Genomic DNA, 18,055 nt, shown 5'->3' on the forward strand with positions numbered 1-18,055 from the left:
TCGAAATTATCTTGTTGTGCAGGCTAAGGGAACTTTTTTACAACTCCCTATTCAACGATGTCGAAAGTAAATATAGTGCCGAAAATAAATAGTGGTATTGGCAGTCTGAGAAAACCGCTCGGTAACGCAGGACGCGTTGAGGGTGGGGCTTTCTCAGGCTGCCGCGCTATTCACGGGTATTTTTACAGGTATTTTAGAGATACCCCAGCTGTACATTATTCGAAATAATCTTCTAAAAATATAGTTCTTTAGAAAATCTTCGAGAACATATTCGGTATGATAGGTGTAGATACACCATCTCAACACCCCGATCTCAACACCTCGATGGGAGAGAGTCGTTATGGCAGAACACGAAAGCCACGCACCGCAGGAAGCAACCGCGCAGGAAGCTTCCGCGGGTGCGCGTCATGGTTCCGAACACCACAGTTTCGAACGTCATGGTTCCGAAGACTCGGTGGAACAACGTCACCGTAAGATTCTCGTCTTCGCCCACGTGGGGCGCAAAGAAGCACGAGATGCCGCCCGACAGGCATGCACCCAGCTCTACGAAGCGGGACTCGCGCCCGTCATGACTCGCTCCGATCTGGAGACCCTGAGTGAAAACTGGGACGAGCCCGTCCCCGTGCAGGTCGTCCACGAATCCGTGGCGCTCATCGATATTGAACTCGGCGTGGTGCTCGGTGGTGACGGTTCGATTCTTCGCGCCGCAGAAATGGTGCGCCGAACCAGTGTTCCGCTCATCGGTGTGAACCTAGGGCACGTCGGCTTCCTCGCCGAATCCGAAGAGAGCGACCTGACCGAAACCGTTCGCTGCATCGTCAACAACGAATACACCGTTGAAGAACGCATGGCAATCGACGTGGAAGTCTGGAACGACGGCAAGCGCGTGCACAGCGACTGGGCGCTGAACGAAGCCAGTGTTGAAAAGGGCAACCGCGAAAAAATGATTGAAGTCATTATCGAGGTGGACTGCCGCCCGCTCAGCAGCTTCGGCTGCGACGGCGTGGTCATGGGAACCCCCACCGGCTCAACCGCCTACGCTTTCTCCGGCGGCGGCCCGGTCGTCTGGCCCGAAGTTGAAGCAATTCTCATGGTGCCGCTCTCGGCTCACGCGCTCTTCGCGCGCCCGCTGGTAGCAGCGCCGACCTCCACCCTGGCGGTAGAAATGATGCCCGGAAACGGCGCCTCCGGCGTGCTCTGGTGCGATGGCCGCCGAACCGTAGAGCTGGACCCCGGCTCCCGTATTGAGGTGCGACGCTCCGAAAAGTCGGTGCTGCTCGCCCGTATCCACCCGGCTCCCTTCTCCGAGCGACTGGTGCGTAAATTTGAGCTTCCAATCCGTGGCTGGCGCGGCCCGCAGGACACCGAGAAGCACTAAAGAAAAGGAATGAACGTTCGTGATTGAGGAAATCCATATTCGAGACCTCGGCATCATTACCGATGCGAGGCTCCCCCTCGAACCCGGATTCTCCGTGCTGACCGGTGAAACCGGCGCAGGTAAAACCATGGTCGTCACCGCCCTTGGTATGCTCCTGGGCGCCCGATCCGACGCATCCAGCGTGCGCAACGGCGCCAAGAGCGCCCTTGCCGAAGCAGTGATTCGTCTGCCCCACGGGCACCGCGCCCTCGAGCTTGCCGAAGAAGCCGGCGGTACCACCGAAGACATCGACGAACAGACCTCCGAGCTACTTCTGGCACGCACCGTCAACGCCTCGGGGCGCTCCCGCGCGCACGTTGGCGGTTGCTCCGCACCCATTGGAACCCTGTCTCAGATTGGTCAGACTCTTGTTGCAGTCCACGGCCAGTCCGATCAGCTGCGCCTCAAATCAGCGGCAGAGCAGCGCCACTCCCTCGACCTGTACGCCGGTGAAGAACTCGCCAACCTGCTTGAGAAGTACCGCGAAAACTACGAGCGATACCGCGCCGCCGCCGCAGAGCTGAAGGAAGTACGCGAAAACTCTCGCGCACGCGCCCTCGAAGCGCAGACCCTGCAGGGTGCCCTTGAAGAGATCAGTGCCGTCAACCCGCAGGCCGGGGAAGAAGAAGAGCTCAAAGCTGAAATGGTGAAGCTCATGAACGTTGAAGCGCTACGCATTGCCTCGGCAACCGCCTCCGCAGCACTCGCCGGTAGCGAATACTCTACCGGCGACGAGCAGAGCGTCATGAGCCTGCTCGATGCAAGCCGCTCCGCGCTACAGGCGCAGGCAGACGCTGACGAAGAGCTTGCCTCCCTCGCCGCGCGCGTCAACGAACTGCTGATTCTTGCCACCGATATCTCCTCGGATCTGTCCTCCTACATGGCCTCCCTGGACGTTGAAGGCCCCGAACGTCTGGCGCAGGTGCAGACTCGCCGCGCCCAGCTGGCGACCCTCACCCGCAAGTACGGTGCCGATATTGCTGAGGTTCTCGAATGGGCCGAAGAATCCCGCGCACGCCTTGAGACTCTGATGGACGACCCGCAGCGACAGGAAACCCTGGAAACTGAGCTGGTGCAGCTACGCAAGGTGCTCGGCGCCCAGGCGGAAGAACTGACCGCCCTGCGCCGTGCCGCCGCGCAGAAACTTGCGGATGCCGTCAGCGAGGAGCTTACTGCCCTTGCCATGCCGAACGCCTCCCTGGTCGTGGAGGTTGCCGAAGCAGAAAAGTTCTCGGTGTACGGCCGCGACACCGTGACCTTCATGCTGGCGCCGCACCGAACCGCCGTGCCGCGCCCGCTCGGTAAGGGCGCCTCCGGTGGTGAGCTCTCCCGCGTGATGCTCGCCCTGGAGGTAGTGCTCGCCGAAGTGGACCCCGTACCCACCTTCATCTTCGATGAGGTGGACTCCGGCGTGGGCGGTAAGGCCGCTATCGAAATCGGTCGCCGCCTCGCCATGCTCGCCCGACACGTGCAGGTTTTGGTGGTTACCCACCTGCCGCAGGTTGCCGCCTTCGCGGACCAGCACATCCTCGTGCTGAAAAATGATGACGCGTCCCTCTCAAAGGTCAAGGTACTTTCCGAGGAGGAACGTGTGGTGGAGCTGGCGCGAATGCTCTCCGGACACGATCAATCAGAATCGGCACGAGAGCACGCCCGCGAGCTGCTGGCTGCCGGTCGAGAAGTGCCGCAGGGGCGCTGAAACTGACGGCAAACTTGCCGGGAAAAGCATGAGGAAAGTACTGGCAAAAGCGCCGAAAGGTGGCATCTTTCGCGCTAAAGACCATCAAAGGGTCTGAAGCGTGCGAGCGTGCCCCGGAAAGTTGTCGGTACACCCTGTACAGGTGACCAACAGCGGCGCATGGAGCCCAGAGGATGTGAGATACTCTGAGAATGCTCCTACACCTGCTTCTACACGGCGCGGCGGGAATAATAAATCCCCGGCTCCGTTTACAGTGGTGATAAGGACAAATAGGGGAGGGAAAGCCGCCTGAGAGAATCATCTCGCGGCAAAACCCTCTGCTTGGATAGCAGACAAGAAAATGGTAGGCTTAAATTCCGTGGTGAATGAAAAAAATAACGCTCTGAACGCGTCCTCTAACGACAAGGTAACCCGCCAGATTTTCGTGACCGGCGGCGTTGCATCTTCTCTCGGTAAGGGCCTGTCGGCCTCTTCCCTCGGTCAGCTTCTTCGCGCACGTGGCCTCTCTGTGACCATGCAGAAGTTCGACCCCTACCTGAACGTCGACCCCGGTACGATGAACCCCTTCCAGCACGGTGAAGTCTTTGTCACCGACGACGGTGCTGAAACCGACCTCGACATCGGACACTACGAGCGCTTCCTGGACGAGAACCTCGACCAGTCCGCTAACGTGACCACCGGCCAGGTCTACTCCTCCGTCATCGCAAAGGAACGCCGCGGCGAATACCTCGGTGACACCGTCCAGGTCATCCCTCACATTACCGACGAAATCAAGGCCCGCATGCGTCACGCAGCGGAAATTGACAACGCACCCGACATCATCATCACCGAAATCGGTGGTACCGTCGGCGATATCGAGTCCCTGCCCTTCATGGAAGCAGCACGCCAGGTACGCCGCGATGTTGGCCGCAAGAACGTCTTCTTCCTGCACGTCTCCCTGGTGCCCTTCATCGGCCCCTCCGGCGAGCTCAAGACCAAGCCGACCCAGCACTCCGTCGCAGCACTGCGCGGCCTGGGCATCCAGCCTGACGGCCTGATCCTGCGCTGTGAGCGTGAGGTCCCCGTATCGCACCGTACCAAGATCGGTAACGCATGCGACGTGGACAGCGACGCAGTCATCTCCTGCGCCGACGCACCCAGCATCTACGACATCCCCAAGACCTTGCACAGCCAGAAGCTCGACGACTACATCCTCGACTACTTCGGCATTGAGGCTCCCGCACCGGACTTCACCCAGTGGGACCGCCTGCTCGACGCAGTGCACCGCCCCGCCGCAGAGGTCAACGTTGGCCTGGTCGGTAAGTACATCGACCTGCCCGACGCATACCTGTCTGTCTCCGAGGCTCTGCGCGCCGGCGGCTTCGCAAACAACGTGAAGGTCAACATCAAGTGGGTTGCAGCCGACCTGTGCGCAACCGACGAAGATGCAGACCACCAGCTGCGCAACATGGACGCAATCCTCGTGCCCGGCGGCTTCGGCATCCGCGGCCTGGACGGCAAGATCGGCGCCCTCAAGTACGCACGTGAGCACAAGATCCCGACCCTGGGTATCTGCCTCGGCCTGCAGTCCATGGTCATCGAGTACGCACGCAACGTACTGGGCCTGTCAGAAGCATCCTCCACCGAGTTCGATCCGGAAACCTCCGTACCGGTCATTGCAACCATCGAAGAGCAGAAGCAGTTCGTCGAAGGTGCAGGCGACCTGGGCGGCACCATGCGCCTGGGCCTGTACAAGGCAAACCTGGTTCCCGGCTCTCAGGTTGCTAAGGCGTACGGTGCAACCGAGGTTGCAGAGCGTCACCGCCACCGCTACGAGGTGAACAACGAGTACCGCGAGCAGCTTGAAGAAGCAGGCCTGCGCATCTCCGGTACCTCCCCGGACTCCTCGCTGGTCGAGTACGTGGAACTGCCCGCAGAGGCACACCCCTACTACGTGGCAACTCAGGCACACCCCGAGTACCGCTCGCGTCCGACCCGCCCGCACCCGCTCTTCTCCGGCCTGATTAAGGCTGCTCTGGAGCGCCGCGGCGCCTAACAGCTAGGCACAAACGTTCAGCATCCCGCTCACCCCGCGCAGGGGAGAGCGGGATGCTTTCATTTAAACCTGAACATGCCTTATTCCGTGCCCGTACCTGACGCGCCAAACGTAGCGGGGCTAAGAAGCCGCCTACAATGAAAGAATGAGCAACAACCAGCAGATTATTGATGCACCCTCTGAACGCACCATCCGCACCCGCACCGTGAAGTACAGCGGCTACGTAATCGAAACGACCGTTGAAGAGTACGAACTCAACGAAAACACCGTGCTGACCCGCGACGTCGTGGAAATGCCCGGCGCCGTCGCCGTGGCGGTCCTCAACGACAACAACGAACTGCTGATGCTCAACCAGTACCGCCACCCGGTGCGCATGAACCTCTGGGAAGTACCTGCCGGACTGCTCGACATCGACGGTGAAGACCCCCTGGTCGCCGCGCAGCGCGAACTCGCCGAAGAGGCAGACCTGCAGGCAGAAACCTGGAACGCACTGAGCGACTACTTCAGCAGCCCCGGCGCAACCAGCGAAGCAGGCCGCGTCTACCTGGCGCGTAACCTCTCGGAACTGCCCGCCGAAGAACGCAGCGAACGCACCGACGAAGAAGCAGAAATGACCTACCGCTGGGTGCCCCTCGCCGAGGCAGCACAGCTGGTACTGGGCGGAAAGGTTCACAACGCGCTCGCTATCCAGGCGGTACTCGCCACCTACGCGGCGGCGCAGAACAACTTTGAAGGCCTGCGCCCCGCCGAGGGCGGCTGGGAGTTCCACCCCTACATGGGGCAGCGCCGCGAAAAGCCGGAGAACTTCCGCAACCACTAAGAACGGAACGTAGAGTGGGGGAGTAGCCCAGCCTACGGCAAACCAAATATCAAGAGGCCCAAACATCAAACAGAACCGACAGAGGAGATAGCGTGAAGCAGGCAAAAAGCACGGCGAGTAAGGCGCCCCGCGGCGCGGGTCTGCTCGGTGTGCCCTCTTCTGCCGGTTCCTCCGTGCTGGGTTCTTCTGCCCTGGGTTCTTCTAGTAGGGGTTCTTCTGCCCTGGGTGCTTCCCACCAGGAGGCACAGACCCCGCTCCAGAAAGCCGTTGACCAGTACCTCATCCACCTGCGCGTGGAGCGAGGAAGCAGCGAGCACACCATCGCCTCCTACGCGCGCGATTTGCGACGATACAGCGCCTACATGGCGACCCTCGGCGTCATCGACCCCGAACGCATCACCACCGCGCAGGTACGCTCCTTCATGCGGGAACTCGCCGCCCCCACCGTGCCCCTTGCCGGATTCGAAGCGGGGGAGAAACACAACCAGAACGCGCAGGAATCTCAGGAAGCGCAGGAAGAAGCCGCAGAATCGCTGGCACTGATGATCGCCTCCGAATCGGGGCGAGGTACTGGAAACGGGCGCACTGGAAAAGGCCGTGCCGGGCAGTCGGAGAAAGCCGGGGCGCCAGAAAAAGAAGCGCCAACCGCTGAAGGGGCGCCGAGTCTGCCCCTGCCGCTGGGCCCGAACTCCATCGCCCGCACCATGGCGGCAGTCCGCGGAGCACACGCCTTCTGGGTCTCCGCGCTCATCGTGCCCACCGACCCGGCGGCACCGGTCACCCCGCCCAAGAACGTTAAACGCCTACCCAAAGCAGTCAGCGTAGAAGACATCCAGCGGCTACTCGCCGTACCCGACCGCGAAACCGCCACCGGGCTACGCAACCGAGCCATCCTCGAATTCCTCTACGCCACCGGCGCGCGCGTGAGCGAAATGCTCAATGCCGATATTGACGACGTGCACTTCGAGGGAACCCTCACCGATGAAGACGGCAACCAGATTACTCTGCCCGGCTACGTTCGACTCTTCGGCAAAGGAAACAAAGAACGGCTCGTACCCATCGGAAGCTACGCCCAAAAAGCAATCCAAGACTACCTGGTGCGTGCCCGCCCCTCCCTTGTAGCGCACGGTAAAGGCACCGCCGCGCTCTTCGTCAACGGACGAGGCGGCAGACTCGGACGCCAAGGCGCCTGGCTCATCCTCAAGGAAGCCGCCGAAGCCGCCGGGCTCAGCTCCGACTTCTCGCCGCACTCCATGCGCCACAGCTTCGCAACGCACCTGCTGCAGGGCGGAGCCGATATTCGCGTGGTGCAAGAACTGCTCGGGCACGCCTCCATCGCCACCACACAGGTGTACACCAAGGTCACGCCTGAGGGGCTCATGGAGGTGTACCGCATGGCGCATCCGCGTGCTCACGAACGGGGATAAAACCCCGTCAATCCGCGGAACAGCCGCTCTTGAGGTAACCTTATAGACAACGCTTAAACTTTAAAACTTCCAATTCATTGATGAAGGTGAACCATTGACTGAAGCTCAGGCTCAAGAACTCGGCCCCACCGGTCGACCCCTGCGCGTATACCCCGACCCGGCTCCGCTGAGCAGCCACGGTCCCGCCCGCATTATCTCTATGGTGAATCAGAAGGGCGGCGTGGGTAAGACCACCTCCACCATTAACCTGGGCGCGGCACTGGCAGAATGTGGCCGTAAGGTGTTGCTGGTCGACTTCGACCCGCAGGGTGCTCTCTCCGCCGGTTTCGGTGCGAACCCGCACGAACTGGACCTGACCGTCTACAACGTCATGATGGACCGCAAGGTCGATATCAAGGACGTCATCCTGCCTACCGGTGTGGAGAACATTGACCTGCTGCCCGCCAACATTGACCTCTCCGCAGCTGAAGTTCAGCTGGTCAACGAAGTGGCTCGCGAGCAGGTTCTCGCCTCGGCACTGCGCAAGGTCCGCGACGAATACGACGTCATCCTCATCGACTGCCAGCCCTCCCTGGGCCTGCTGACCGTCAACGCACTGACCGCCTCCGAAGGCGTCATCATTCCGCTGATTTGTGAGTTCTTCGCGCTGCGCGCCGTCGCACTGCTGGTCGACTCCATCGAGAAGGTTCAGGATCGCCTGAACCCCGACCTCGAAATCTCCGGCGTACTTGCCACCATGTTCGATGCGCGCACCATCCATTCCAAGGAAGTTCTGGCACGCATCGTTGACGCATTCGGCGACAAGGTCTTCGACACCGTCATCAAGCGCACCGTGAAGTTCCCGGACGCATCGGTGTCCGCTGAGCCGATTCTCAGCTACGCCTCCAGCCACCCCGGTGCGGAAGCATACCGCCAGGTGGCACGCGAACTGATCTACAAGGGCGGCGCACGCTAAAGCCCCCACACCTATACGCCCTCTGCTGAGGTGACTCTCACCCTTGAGTCACACCGGCAGAGGGCGTATAATTGTGTGGATTCTAAATACCCCGCACACTGCTTACGCCGAAAAAATAGGCGAAGTAAAAGCCGCATCTGAGACGGCACCAACAAAGCCGGGGAGAATAAACCTAAGGAGAATAGGTCGTTTATGACCACGAACGTCGCTGCCGTGAGGGTACCGACACCGAACGCAGACACCGCCGCAAACGCCCGGACTGAGGGCCGCGGCCTGCAGAACCCGGAACGCGGTTTCACCCTCACCCTCAGTAATTTTGAGGGTCCCTTTGACCTTCTACTGACCCTGATTTCGCGCCGCAAACTCGACATTACCGAGGTGGCGCTCGCAGAGGTTACCGACGAGTTCCTCGCATACCTGCACGCCCTCTACGCTGAAGGCACCGAACGCGCACTCGACGAAGCCAGTGAATTTCTGGTCACCGCCGCAACCCTGCTGGAACTCAAAACCGCACGCCTGCTCCCGCAGCATCGTGAACCCCTCGAAGAGGACGTTGCACTGCTGGAGGCGCGCGATCTGCTCTTCGCCCGTCTGTTGCAATACCGTGCCTACCGCGAAGTCGCCGATATTTTTGCTGAACGCTGGGCGCAAGAATCACAGCGTTTTCCTCGTGCGGTAGCCCTCGAAGAACGATTTGCCCAGGCACTTCCCGAGTTGGTCTTCACCGGAGGCGCCGAAGAGTTCGCCCGCATCGCCGCAGCAGCGCTGAGCCGAACCCCCAAAGAGCCCGAACCGGAACCCGAAGAAATCGTTGAAGAACTCAACGAACACCTGCACGTTCCGCTAACCACCATCGCGGCTGAAGAACACTGCATTCTGCACAGCCTGCTCGATACCGCGGCGCGGGAACTGAGCTTCGCCGAACTGGTTCAAGGATCCGGCGAACTAGAAATCGCGGTGGTTCGTTTTCTCGCCCTGCTTGAGCTCTACAAAGAAGGTGCCCTGCACGTGGAACAGGACGCACCGCTCGGAGCTATTCGGGTACGTGCGAGCGCGAGCGCTGCACAGTTCGTGATTCGCGAAGAAACAGACACCCAGCACGAAACCAGTGAAGCGTCTAAATCACCCGAAGCGAACGAATCTGAAGCTAACACGGGACCGGTAGAGGAGGATTATGAGTAATCACGGCTCACGCTTTGACCGTGAATTCACCCCTGACGACCTTGCCATCGTGAACATGGGCTACTGGGATCCGAACGCAGATGAGGATTCGGAACAGGCTGACTCGGTGCCGGTAGAAGCGGTAGAGGCTGAGTCTTCAAAGCCTGCTGAGGCGGAAGCTGAGCCGGCTGAGCACGAGGTAGCGGCAGCTCCTCTGGATGAGGTGACCGAAGAAGCTGAGGAGGCTGAAGCCGCTGAAACGGTAGAGGACTCCGATGGTTCCGACATTTCCGGCAGCTCCGAGGAATCGCAGGAAACTGCATCCCGCGAGTCGAAGGAACCGGCAACGAAACCGGTAAAGATTCCTGCGGGAGGCCCCTCCACCGCACCCAGTGTGGCGGTCGATGCCGAAGCCGAATTTTCCAAGGTCGAGGCAATCCCCGGCGGCGTCAAAAGCGCCATCGAAGCAATCCTCGCCGTTGCCGAAGCACCCGTGAGCGTGCGTGAACTCTCCGCCGCGCTCATCGTCAGCGAACGAGCTGTTGAGCACGCGCTCGACCAGCTGTACCGCGAGTACAACGGCGAAGAAAGCGGCTACGGAGAAGACGAAAACCGGGTGGCGCCCGAACCGCGCGGATTCCAGTTGCGGAACATCGCAGGAGGCTGGAAGCTCTACGCCCGCGACGACTTCGCCCCCTGGGTGGCACGCTTCGTGACCCGCTCCAAGAGCGCAACCCTCAGCAAACCCGCCTACGAGACGCTCGCCGTGATTGCTTACCGGCAGCCGGTGACCAGGGCGAGGGTAGCCTCCATTCGAGGCGTGAACGCGGACGCGGCAATCCGTCAGCTGCTCCAACGGCAGCTGATTCGTGAGGCGGGTCGAGAAGCCGGAAGTGGCGCGACCCTCTACGAAACCACGGAGCTGCTGCTGGCGAAGCTCGGGTTGAACTCCCTGGAGGAGCTACCGGCGCTCGCGCCCTTCCTGCCCGATGACACGGAAGCCGCAGTGCTTGCCGAGGGCAACGACTAAGACAACGAATCAATAAGACGAAGGAACGTTCGGGAAAAGCCTGAAACGTTTGCACTATACGACAGAAAAGAGAAGAACACCATGGCATATGGAAACTCCTCCCGCGGCGGCCGCTCTGCATCCGGTCGCCCCCAGAACTCCCGCGGTGGCCGTCCCGGCGCTACTCGTCCCGGTCAGGGCGGTAAGCCCGGCGCTAAGGGTGCATCCGCACGCGGCGGTCGTCCCGGCGCACCGAAGAGTGGCGCAGGCAAGGGCGGCGCAAAGGGCTTCGGCGAGAAGAAGTTCGGTGACAAGAAGTTTGGCGAGAAGAAGTTCGGCGCAGGCCGCGCAGGTTCCGGCCGAGGCCGCGGCACCGAACTGCCCAAGCGCGAACGCCGCGCACCGGGCCGCCCCTACCGCTCCGGTGAAGCCTTCGCAAACGAGCGCGGCGAATACCGCGTCAGCAACTACGCTGGCCCGCACCGCCCCCGCCGCCCCCGCAACGCCCCGGTAGACCACTATGAGTTCTATGACCACGACGGCGTGCGCCTGCAGAAGCTGCTGGCTCAGGCCGGTGTAGCATCCCGCCGTGTCTGCGAAGAAATGATTACCGAAGGCCGCGTCACCGTCAACGGTGAAGTCGTGACCGAGCTGGGCGTGCGCGTGGACCCCTCCAAGGTGACCGTGCAGGTGGACGGCATGACCGTTCAGACCAACGACAAGCTCGTCTACATGGCATTCAACAAGCCCGCCGGCGTGGTCTCCACCATGGAAGATCCCGAAGGTCGCCCCTGCATCTCTGACTTCCTGCGTTCCTCCATGAGCGAGCGCGTGTTCCACGTGGGCCGCCTGGACGTCGAAACTGAGGGTCTGCTGCTGCTGACCAACGACGGTGAACTGGCGAACCGCCTCACCCACCCCTCCTACGAGGTGCCCAAGACCTACCTGGTGCAGGTTCCCGGCCCGATGGAGCCCGGCGTCGGCGCAGCCATGAAGAAGGGCATTCGCCTGGAAGACGGCGTGACCCGCGTTGACGAGTTCAAGCTGGTGGACTCCACCCCCGGCCACGTGCTCGTTGAGGTGACCATCCACTCCGGTAAGAACCGCATCGTGCGCCGCCTCTTCGACGCCGTCGGCTACCCGGTTGAGCGCCTGGTCCGCGTTGAAATGGGCCCGATCCGTATTGGTTCGCAGAAGCAGGGTACCGTCCGTAACCTCTCCAAGGTCGAGATCGGTCACCTGCTCGCTTCGGTGGACATGTAATAACGCTAAGGAGTTGTCATGAGCTCGCCCGCTGAGCTTTCTGCATCTGAGCTGCCCATCGACTCAACGCTGACCGGGCCGGTGCTCATTATCGGCTCGGGTCTGCTGGGTGCCTCCATTGGTTTGGGGTTGCGTGCGGCAGGATGCGAGGACGTGTACGTCCAAGATATTTCACCCACCGCCGAGGCTGTGGCGCAGGATATTGGTGCAGGTACAAGCTTCTCCGCCCTGTCGGAGCAGGAGCGCGCCGCGTTCGCCCCGCAGCTGGTGGTGGTGGCTGCGCCTCCGGATAGTGCCGGTGCCGTGTGCGCTCGCGCGTTGAACACCTACGCGCCTCGACCGGAGGCGGGCTACCCCGGTGCCGTGGTGACGGATGTTGCCTCGGTGAAGGTGCAGCCGCTGGCTGATGTGCTTGCCTCGGGTGCGGATGCGTCCCGTTACGTGGGTTCGCATCCGATGGCTGGGCGTGAGAAGTCGGGCCCGGTGGCTGCTCGCGGTGAGTTGTTTCAGGCGCGTCCGTGGATTATCTGCGAGCACGATTCGGTTCGCCCGGAGTGCGTGCGTCTGGTGCGTTCTGTGGCGGTTGAGCTGGGTGCGATTGTGACGTCTCTGAGCGTTGAGGAGCATGATCAGACGGTTGCTCTGATTTCGCATGTGCCGCAGGCGATGAGCTCGCTGTTGGCTTCGCGTCTGCAGGACACTCCGCTGTACGCGCTGTCCCTGGCGGGTCAGGGCCTGCGCGATACGGTGCGTATTGCGGCTTCGGACCCGACGCTGTGGGTACAGATTTTTGCGGCGAACGCTGACCCGATTGTGAAGACCCTCTACGGGGTGCGTGATGACCTGAACCGCCTCATCGCGACGCTGGAGAACCCGACGGCATCCGGCGCTCGCCTGGATTTGGCGCAGCTGATGAGCGAAGGCAACGCGGGCGTGAGCCGTATTCCGGGTAAGCACGGTACTGCCCCCGCCGCGTTCGCAAAGATGACGGTGCTGGTGGACGACACCCCCGGCACGCTGGCTCGTTTGCTTGCCGAGATTGGTGAGCTGGGCGCGAACCTTGAGGATTTGCGTCTGGAGCACTCGACGGGTGCCCCGGTGGGTATGGCTGAAATCTCGGTCAATCCGTCTATTCATGAGGCGCTGGTCCGCGATTTGTCGGCTCGCGGTTGGCGTGTTGTGAAGTAGAGTTAAAGCTGTATTTTCCGGCATAAAGTTTGAGACGAATTTTAAGGAGTGCTGATGCACGAGAACCCTAAACTGACGATTGCTATTGACGGTCCCTCCGGTTCCGGTAAGTCGTCTGTGTCTAAGGAAGTTGCACGCCACTTTGGTCTGGCGTACCTGGACACCGGTGCAATGTACCGTGCCGCAACCTACCGTGTGCTGGAACTTGGCATTGACCTGAACGACGCTGAGGCGATTGCGAAGGCTGTCGAGGAGATGCCCCTGGTGTTCGGTACGAACATTAAGGAAGAAGAGATTCTGATGGGCTCGGCCGATATCCGTGAGGAGATTCGTAGCGAGCGCATTTCTTCGGCTGTGTCTGCTGTGGCTTCGGTTCCGGCGGTTCGTGAGCACCTGATTGGCCTGCAGCGTTGGATGATTGACCACGCTATTAACGGCATGGTCGCTGAGGGCCGCGACATCACCACCGTGGTCGCCCCCGATGCTGACGCGCGCATCCTGCTGACTGCTTCTGAAGAGGTGCGCATGGCGCGCCGCGGCCTGGAGAACTCCGAGAAGTCGGGCGCTTCGGGTGATTTGAGCAAGCAGATCGCTGAGCGTGATGCAAAGGACTCGAAGGTCAATAACTTTATGGAAGCTGCCGAGGGCGTGACCCTGGTGGACAGCTCGGATCTTGATTTTAATGCGACGGTCTCTGCAGTGATTAACGCTGTGAATGACCAGTTGAAGGCGAAGCGCGCGGGCTAGGCCCCGCCGAACGCTGGGGGAGTGGTGCATCCGCTCCCGATAAGACGTTGAGCCGCGCTCGCGTGCCGACTATTTGGTTGGGCGCGGGGGCGGGTAGAGAAAGGAATGCGCATGGCTGAGGACGCTATCCGCGACGATTACGAAGAGAAGTACCTGGGCGGTGGCGAGGACGACGTTACCGAGCGCCTCGCTGAGATTGATGATGAGACCGCTGACCAGCGTGCTCAGGCTCTGCTTGAGGGCCTTGAGGACTACGACCTGGATGAAGAGGACCGCGCCCTGCTGGGTGCTTGGGGCTTTGACATTGAGGAAGAGGAAGAGCAGCTCGCTGATCCGGTAGTGGCGATTGTTGGCCGCCCGAACGTGGGTAAGTCCACCATCATTAACCGTATTCTGGGCCGCCGTGAAGCGGTGGTTGAGGATAAGCCGGGTGTGACTCGTGACCGCGTGTCCTACAAGGCTGAGTGGCTGGGTAAGAGCTTCACCCTGGTTGATACCGGTGGTTGGGAGTCTGACGCTCGCGGTATTGATGCTCAGGTTGCTGAGCAGGCTGAGATTGCTGTGGAGCAGGCCGATGTGGTGGTCCTGGTAGTTGACGCCCGCGTGGGCGTGACCGCTTCGGACGAGCAGATTGTGCGTATGCTGCGCCGCGTGAAGAAGCCGATCATTCTGATTGCTAACAAGATTGATGACGCTCACCTGGAGCCGGAGATTTATAACCTCTGGTCGCTGGGTATGGGCCAGCCGTTCCCGGTGTCGGGTCTGCACGGCCGCGGCCTGGCGGATGCCCTGGACGAGATCCTTGAGGTCATGCCGGAGCACTCGCAGTTCGCTCAGCCGGAGGCGCTGGGCGGCCCGCGTCGTGTGGCTCTGGTGGGTCGCCCGAACGTGGGTAAGTCTTCGCTGCTGAACAAGCTGGCTGGTTCTGAGCGTGCCGTGGTGAACGACCTGGCTGGTACGACTCGTGACCCGATTGACGAGATTATTGAGCTGGGCGGCTACCCCTGGCGTTTCGTGGATACCGCGGGCATTCGCCGCCGCCAGCACATGGCTAAGGGCGCGGAGTTCTACTCTTCGCTGCGTACCCAGACTGCCCTGGAGCGTTCTGAGGTTGCCGTGGTGCTGCTGGATGTTTCCGAGCCGATCTCTGAGCAGGATGTGCGCATCGTGCAGACCGTGATTGATTCGGGTCGTGCGATGGTCCTGGCGTTCAATAAGTGGGACACCCTCGATGAGGATCGCCGCTACATGCTCGAGCGCGAGATTGAGCGCGACCTGGCGCACGTGCAGTGGGCTCCTCGTGTGAACATTTCGGCGAAGACCGGCTGGCACAAGGACAAGCTGGTGCCCGCCCTGGAGCACTCGCTGGAGTCGTGGGATTCGCGTATTCCGACCGGCCGCCTGAACGCGTTCCTGGGTGAGATTGTGGCTGCGCATCCGCACCCGCTGCGTGGCGGTAAGCAGCCGCGTATTCTCTTCGGTACTCAGGTGTCTTCGCGCCCGCCGAAGTTCGTGCTGTTTACCACCGGCTTCCTTGATCCGGGTTACCGCCGCTTCATTATGCGTCGCCTGCGTGAGACTTTTGATTTCACGGGTACCCCGATTGAGATTTCGATGCGTGTGCGTGAGCGCCGCTCCCTGGGTGAGCGTCAGAGCGCGAAGGCTAAGAAGGGTAAGGGCGGCCGCCGCTAATAGCGGGGTGTGCCTGCTTTGAAGCTGTGGTGCTGGGGCTGACCCCCGCGTGCTGGATTCTGCACGGCAAATCTGTACGGAAAATCTGTGAGGAAAAGATTTTTAAGATTTTTTCTAAAAATGCTGAATCTGGCTTGCGTGGGGGTTAAAACCCCGGTATAGTTATTCGAGTGTTCGGGGGAAACCTCGAAAACAATATCGTGAATAACGAATCGGGTTGTGGCGCAGCTTGGTAGCGCACTTGACTGGGGGTCAAGGGGTCGCAGGTTCAAATCCTGTCAACCCGACAGATAAAGCTCCGGAAGGTTTTCCTTCCGGAGCTTTTTTGTGCGTTCTGAGGGGTTTGTTGCGTTTTACGACGCGGATGGAATAGCGCTGTGGTGCGCGTGCTGGCGGGGATGCGAAGGTGCAGGGCGCCTTTTCCCTTGAAATAGCGGGGGAGAGCGGCGTTTGGACGTTCGAACAGCGGCACCTTTAGGTTAGTGTGCAATTATGAGCTTCAATCTAAATGTTGGAATATGCCCGATTTTGTGGGTGACGGGTGGTACATTGGTAAACAAGGAACCGCGTTTTAGGAACCAGAAACTCCAACTTCGATACTGATTTTTCCTTGACAAATCAAGGATTAATTAGGTTTCTATGACTAGAACACGGCTTCATCGACACTAAATTTCATAGTCGTAAAACCAACACGAACCCAAGCAAAGGCAAATATCCCCGCGGGGTAGCCTCCCCACCGCACAAAGCAACGGGATGCACGCCTGATGCATACGGCACACACACCGCCACGCGCACCATTGGGATGGCTTTACGACACAACTCGATCCCGTTCTATATGGACGCGGAAAGGAACACAGTACATTATGTGGCAGCAAGTCTACGACCCGCTGAACTCGAGCGCACTCTCCGCACTCGTGGCAGCAGTCCCGATTATTTTCTTCCTTCTGGGCCTCACCGTCCTGAAGCTCAGCGGTATTAAATCTGCCGTCATCTCCCTGGCGCTCGCACTCGTTATCGGTTGCGCTATCTTCGGCATGCCCGTCACCGCAGGTGCAGGCTCCATCCTCTACGGTTTCCTCTCGGGCATGTGGCCCATCGGCTGGATTGTCCTCATGGCAGTGTGGCTCTACCGCATTTCCGTGCGTTCCGGCGGTTTCGAAATCGTTCGCTCCTCCATCTCCTCCATCTCTACCGACCAGCGCGTCCAGATGCTGCTGATTGCATTCTGCTTCGGCGGCTTCCTTGAAGGTGCTGCAGGCTTCGGTATTCCGATTGCTATCTGTGCTGCACTGCTCGTGTCCCTGGGCTTCAATCCGCTCAAGGCCGCAATGTTCGCACTGATCGCTAACGTGAGCTCCGGTGCGTACGGCGCAATCGGTATTCCCGTGACCACCGCAGCAACCCGCGGTGGCGTGGACCTGCACGGCCTGTCCACCGAGCTGGTTCTGGTGCTCCAGATTATCGCAGCTCTCATCCCCGTACTGCTCGTTGCTATTCAGGACGGCATCCGCGGTATCCGCGAAGTCGGTCTGGTAGCGCTGATCGTTGGTCTAATCTACTCCGGCGGCCAGTCCGCTCTGCTCGCAGGCCTCGGTAACCCCGAGCTCGTCGACATCATCCCGCCGCTGCTCTCCCTGGTCGCCCTGGCACTCATCATGCAGAAGTGGCAGCCCAAGCACATCTTCCGCGAGCCCACCGCTCCCTCCCTGGAAGAAGTTCAGGCTCAGCAGAGCGTCAAGCACACCGGCGGCGAGATTCTCAAGGCGTGGAGCCCCTTCGTCTACCTGTCCGTCGTGATCCTGCTCTGGTCCACCGCGATGAAGCCGCTCTTCGCTAAGAACGGTCTGCTCGCCTTCAGCAACATCACCTTCAACATCCCGGGTCTGCACCAGAGCATCCAGCAGGCAGCGCCGATCGTTGCAACCCCCAAGCCTATCGACGTGGCCTTCACCTGGAACATCCTTGGTGCTTCCGGTACCGCAATTCTGGTGGCTGCAATCATCACCATCCTGACCTCCTCCATCAGCTGGGGCGAGGCTATCGAGGAACTCGGCGCAACCTGGAAGCAGCTGCAGACCCCGATCATCATGATCTGCTTGGTCATGTCCGTTGCTAACGTCATGAACTACGCGGGTATGATTACCTCCATCGCATTGGCTGTTGCCGCTGTGGGCGCAATCTTCCCGCTGCTGTCCCCGATTATCGGTTGGATTGGCGTGTTCGTGACTGGCTCCGTGGTGAACAACAACATCCTCTTCGCAGGCCTGCAGGCTACCACCGCACAGCAGATTGGCGTCAGCCAGACCCTGCTGGTTGCATCTAACACCGCCGGTGGTGTGATGGCGAAGATTGTTTCCCCGCAGTCCATCGCAATTGCAGCCGCTGCTGTGAACAGCTCCGGTGAGGAATCGAAGATTACCTCCATGGCGATCAAGTACAGTGCAGCTCTGCTGGTTGTCACCTGTGTTTGGGTTTACGTGCTGTCTCTGGTCGTTGCCTAAACAGCGTGAAACCCCGATGCGTGTAACCTACCTTCTCTGAAGGCAAGGTGTCCGCAACACGGTTTAGCGAAAGCCCCCTTCTACGTGATGAACTGCCTCCCGTTTCTTGGACATCAAAACTAAAGTCCAAGAAACGGGAGG

13 protein-coding genes and 1 tRNA gene are annotated in these 18,055 nt (G+C 60.4%); all 14 read left to right on the plus strand.

Annotation, left to right across the window (positions count from 1 at the left end; translation table 11 throughout):
* Positions 1-340 precede the first annotated feature (340 nt).
* The 14 genes from RQ593_RS09135 to RQ593_RS09200 all read left to right on the plus strand — a co-directional run bounded on the left by RQ593_RS09135 (position 341) and on the right by RQ593_RS09200 (position 17,914).
* Positions 341-1,378 (plus strand): NAD kinase, encoded by a 1,038-nt coding sequence (locus tag RQ593_RS09135; protein ID WP_141752965.1) that lies wholly within the window; start codon positions 341-343, stop codon positions 1,376-1,378.
* 19 nt (positions 1,379-1,397) lie between these two features.
* Positions 1,398-3,116 carry a DNA repair protein RecN gene (gene recN / locus RQ593_RS09140; protein WP_311450449.1) on the plus strand — a complete coding sequence of 573 codons (1,719 nt, stop codon included), beginning with the start codon at positions 1,398-1,400 and terminating at the stop codon, positions 3,114-3,116.
* A 340-nt stretch (positions 3,117-3,456) separates the two neighbouring features.
* Positions 3,457-5,151: a CTP synthase gene (locus RQ593_RS09145; RefSeq protein WP_070642023.1), complete on the plus strand. Its 1,695-nt coding sequence runs from the start codon at positions 3,457-3,459 to the stop codon at positions 5,149-5,151.
* Positions 5,152-5,296: 145 nt separating this feature from the next.
* Positions 5,297-5,971, plus strand: a complete 675-nt coding sequence (locus RQ593_RS09150) for an NUDIX hydrolase (RefSeq protein ID WP_049353031.1) — start codon at positions 5,297-5,299, stop codon at positions 5,969-5,971.
* Positions 5,972-6,063: 92 nt separating this feature from the next.
* Entirely contained in the window at positions 6,064-7,398 is a 1,335-nt protein-coding gene (locus RQ593_RS09155; RefSeq protein ID WP_311450450.1) for a tyrosine recombinase, read from the plus strand.
* Between the two features lie 94 nt (positions 7,399-7,492).
* Positions 7,493-8,353: a ParA family protein gene (locus RQ593_RS09160; protein WP_005506637.1), complete on the plus strand. Its 861-nt coding sequence runs from the start codon at positions 7,493-7,495 to the stop codon at positions 8,351-8,353.
* 192 nt (positions 8,354-8,545) lie between these two features.
* Positions 8,546-9,535, plus strand: a complete 990-nt coding sequence (locus RQ593_RS09165; RefSeq protein ID WP_311450451.1) for a ScpA family protein — start codon at positions 8,546-8,548, stop codon at positions 9,533-9,535.
* Positions 9,528-10,544: an SMC-Scp complex subunit ScpB gene (gene scpB, locus RQ593_RS09170; protein ID WP_311450452.1), complete on the plus strand. Its 1,017-nt coding sequence runs from the start codon at positions 9,528-9,530 to the stop codon at positions 10,542-10,544. The genes RQ593_RS09165 and scpB overlap by 8 nt, the downstream gene beginning before the upstream one ends.
* Before the next feature lie 81 nt (positions 10,545-10,625).
* Positions 10,626-11,786: a pseudouridine synthase gene (locus tag RQ593_RS09175; protein ID WP_070830401.1), complete on the plus strand. Its 1,161-nt coding sequence runs from the start codon at positions 10,626-10,628 to the stop codon at positions 11,784-11,786.
* Positions 11,787-11,804: 18 nt separating this feature from the next.
* Positions 11,805-12,974: a prephenate dehydrogenase gene (locus tag RQ593_RS09180; RefSeq protein ID WP_311450453.1), complete on the plus strand. Its 1,170-nt coding sequence runs from the start codon at positions 11,805-11,807 to the stop codon at positions 12,972-12,974.
* 54 nt (positions 12,975-13,028) lie between these two features.
* Positions 13,029-13,721 (plus strand): (d)CMP kinase, encoded by a 693-nt coding sequence (cmk, locus tag RQ593_RS09185; protein WP_070690017.1) that lies wholly within the window; start codon positions 13,029-13,031, stop codon positions 13,719-13,721.
* A gap of 111 nt (positions 13,722-13,832) precedes the next feature.
* Positions 13,833-15,413 carry a ribosome biogenesis GTPase Der gene (der, locus tag RQ593_RS09190; RefSeq protein ID WP_049361980.1) on the plus strand — a complete coding sequence of 527 codons (1,581 nt, stop codon included), beginning with the start codon at positions 13,833-13,835 and terminating at the stop codon, positions 15,411-15,413.
* A 213-nt stretch (positions 15,414-15,626) separates the two neighbouring features.
* Positions 15,627-15,700, plus strand: a tRNA-Pro gene (locus RQ593_RS09195).
* A 576-nt stretch (positions 15,701-16,276) separates the two neighbouring features.
* A complete protein-coding gene (locus RQ593_RS09200; RefSeq protein ID WP_311450454.1) occupies positions 16,277-17,914 on the plus strand; it encodes an L-lactate permease in 1,638 nt (545 codons plus the stop codon).
* Positions 17,915-18,055: the final 141 nt, after the last annotated feature.

It is taken from the genome of uncultured Rothia sp. (assembly GCF_963507905.1).
In the GTDB taxonomy this organism is placed as follows: Bacteria; Actinomycetota; Actinomycetes; order Actinomycetales; family Micrococcaceae; genus Rothia.

Excerpts from the sequence above, each read along its gene's own strand:
- RQ593_RS09135 (WP_141752965.1), top strand. The coding sequence starts at position 341 with ATGGCAGAACACGAAAGCCACGCACCGCAGGAAGCAACCGCGCAGGAA.
- RQ593_RS09145 (WP_070642023.1), top strand. The coding sequence starts at position 3,457 with ATGGTAGGCTTAAATTCCGTGGTGAATGAAAAAAATAACGCTCTGAAC.
- RQ593_RS09150 (WP_049353031.1), top strand. The coding sequence starts at position 5,297 with ATGAGCAACAACCAGCAGATTATTGATGCACCCTCTGAACGCACCATC.
- RQ593_RS09165 (WP_311450451.1), top strand. The coding sequence starts at position 8,546 with ATGACCACGAACGTCGCTGCCGTGAGGGTACCGACACCGAACGCAGAC.
- scpB (WP_311450452.1), top strand. The coding sequence starts at position 9,528 with ATGAGTAATCACGGCTCACGCTTTGACCGTGAATTCACCCCTGACGAC.
- RQ593_RS09175 (WP_070830401.1), top strand. The coding sequence starts at position 10,626 with ATGGCATATGGAAACTCCTCCCGCGGCGGCCGCTCTGCATCCGGTCGC.
- RQ593_RS09180 (WP_311450453.1), top strand. The coding sequence starts at position 11,805 with ATGAGCTCGCCCGCTGAGCTTTCTGCATCTGAGCTGCCCATCGACTCA.
- cmk (WP_070690017.1), top strand. The coding sequence starts at position 13,029 with ATGCACGAGAACCCTAAACTGACGATTGCTATTGACGGTCCCTCCGGT.
- der (WP_049361980.1), top strand. The coding sequence starts at position 13,833 with ATGGCTGAGGACGCTATCCGCGACGATTACGAAGAGAAGTACCTGGGC.
- RQ593_RS09200 (WP_311450454.1), top strand. The coding sequence starts at position 16,277 with ATGTGGCAGCAAGTCTACGACCCGCTGAACTCGAGCGCACTCTCCGCA.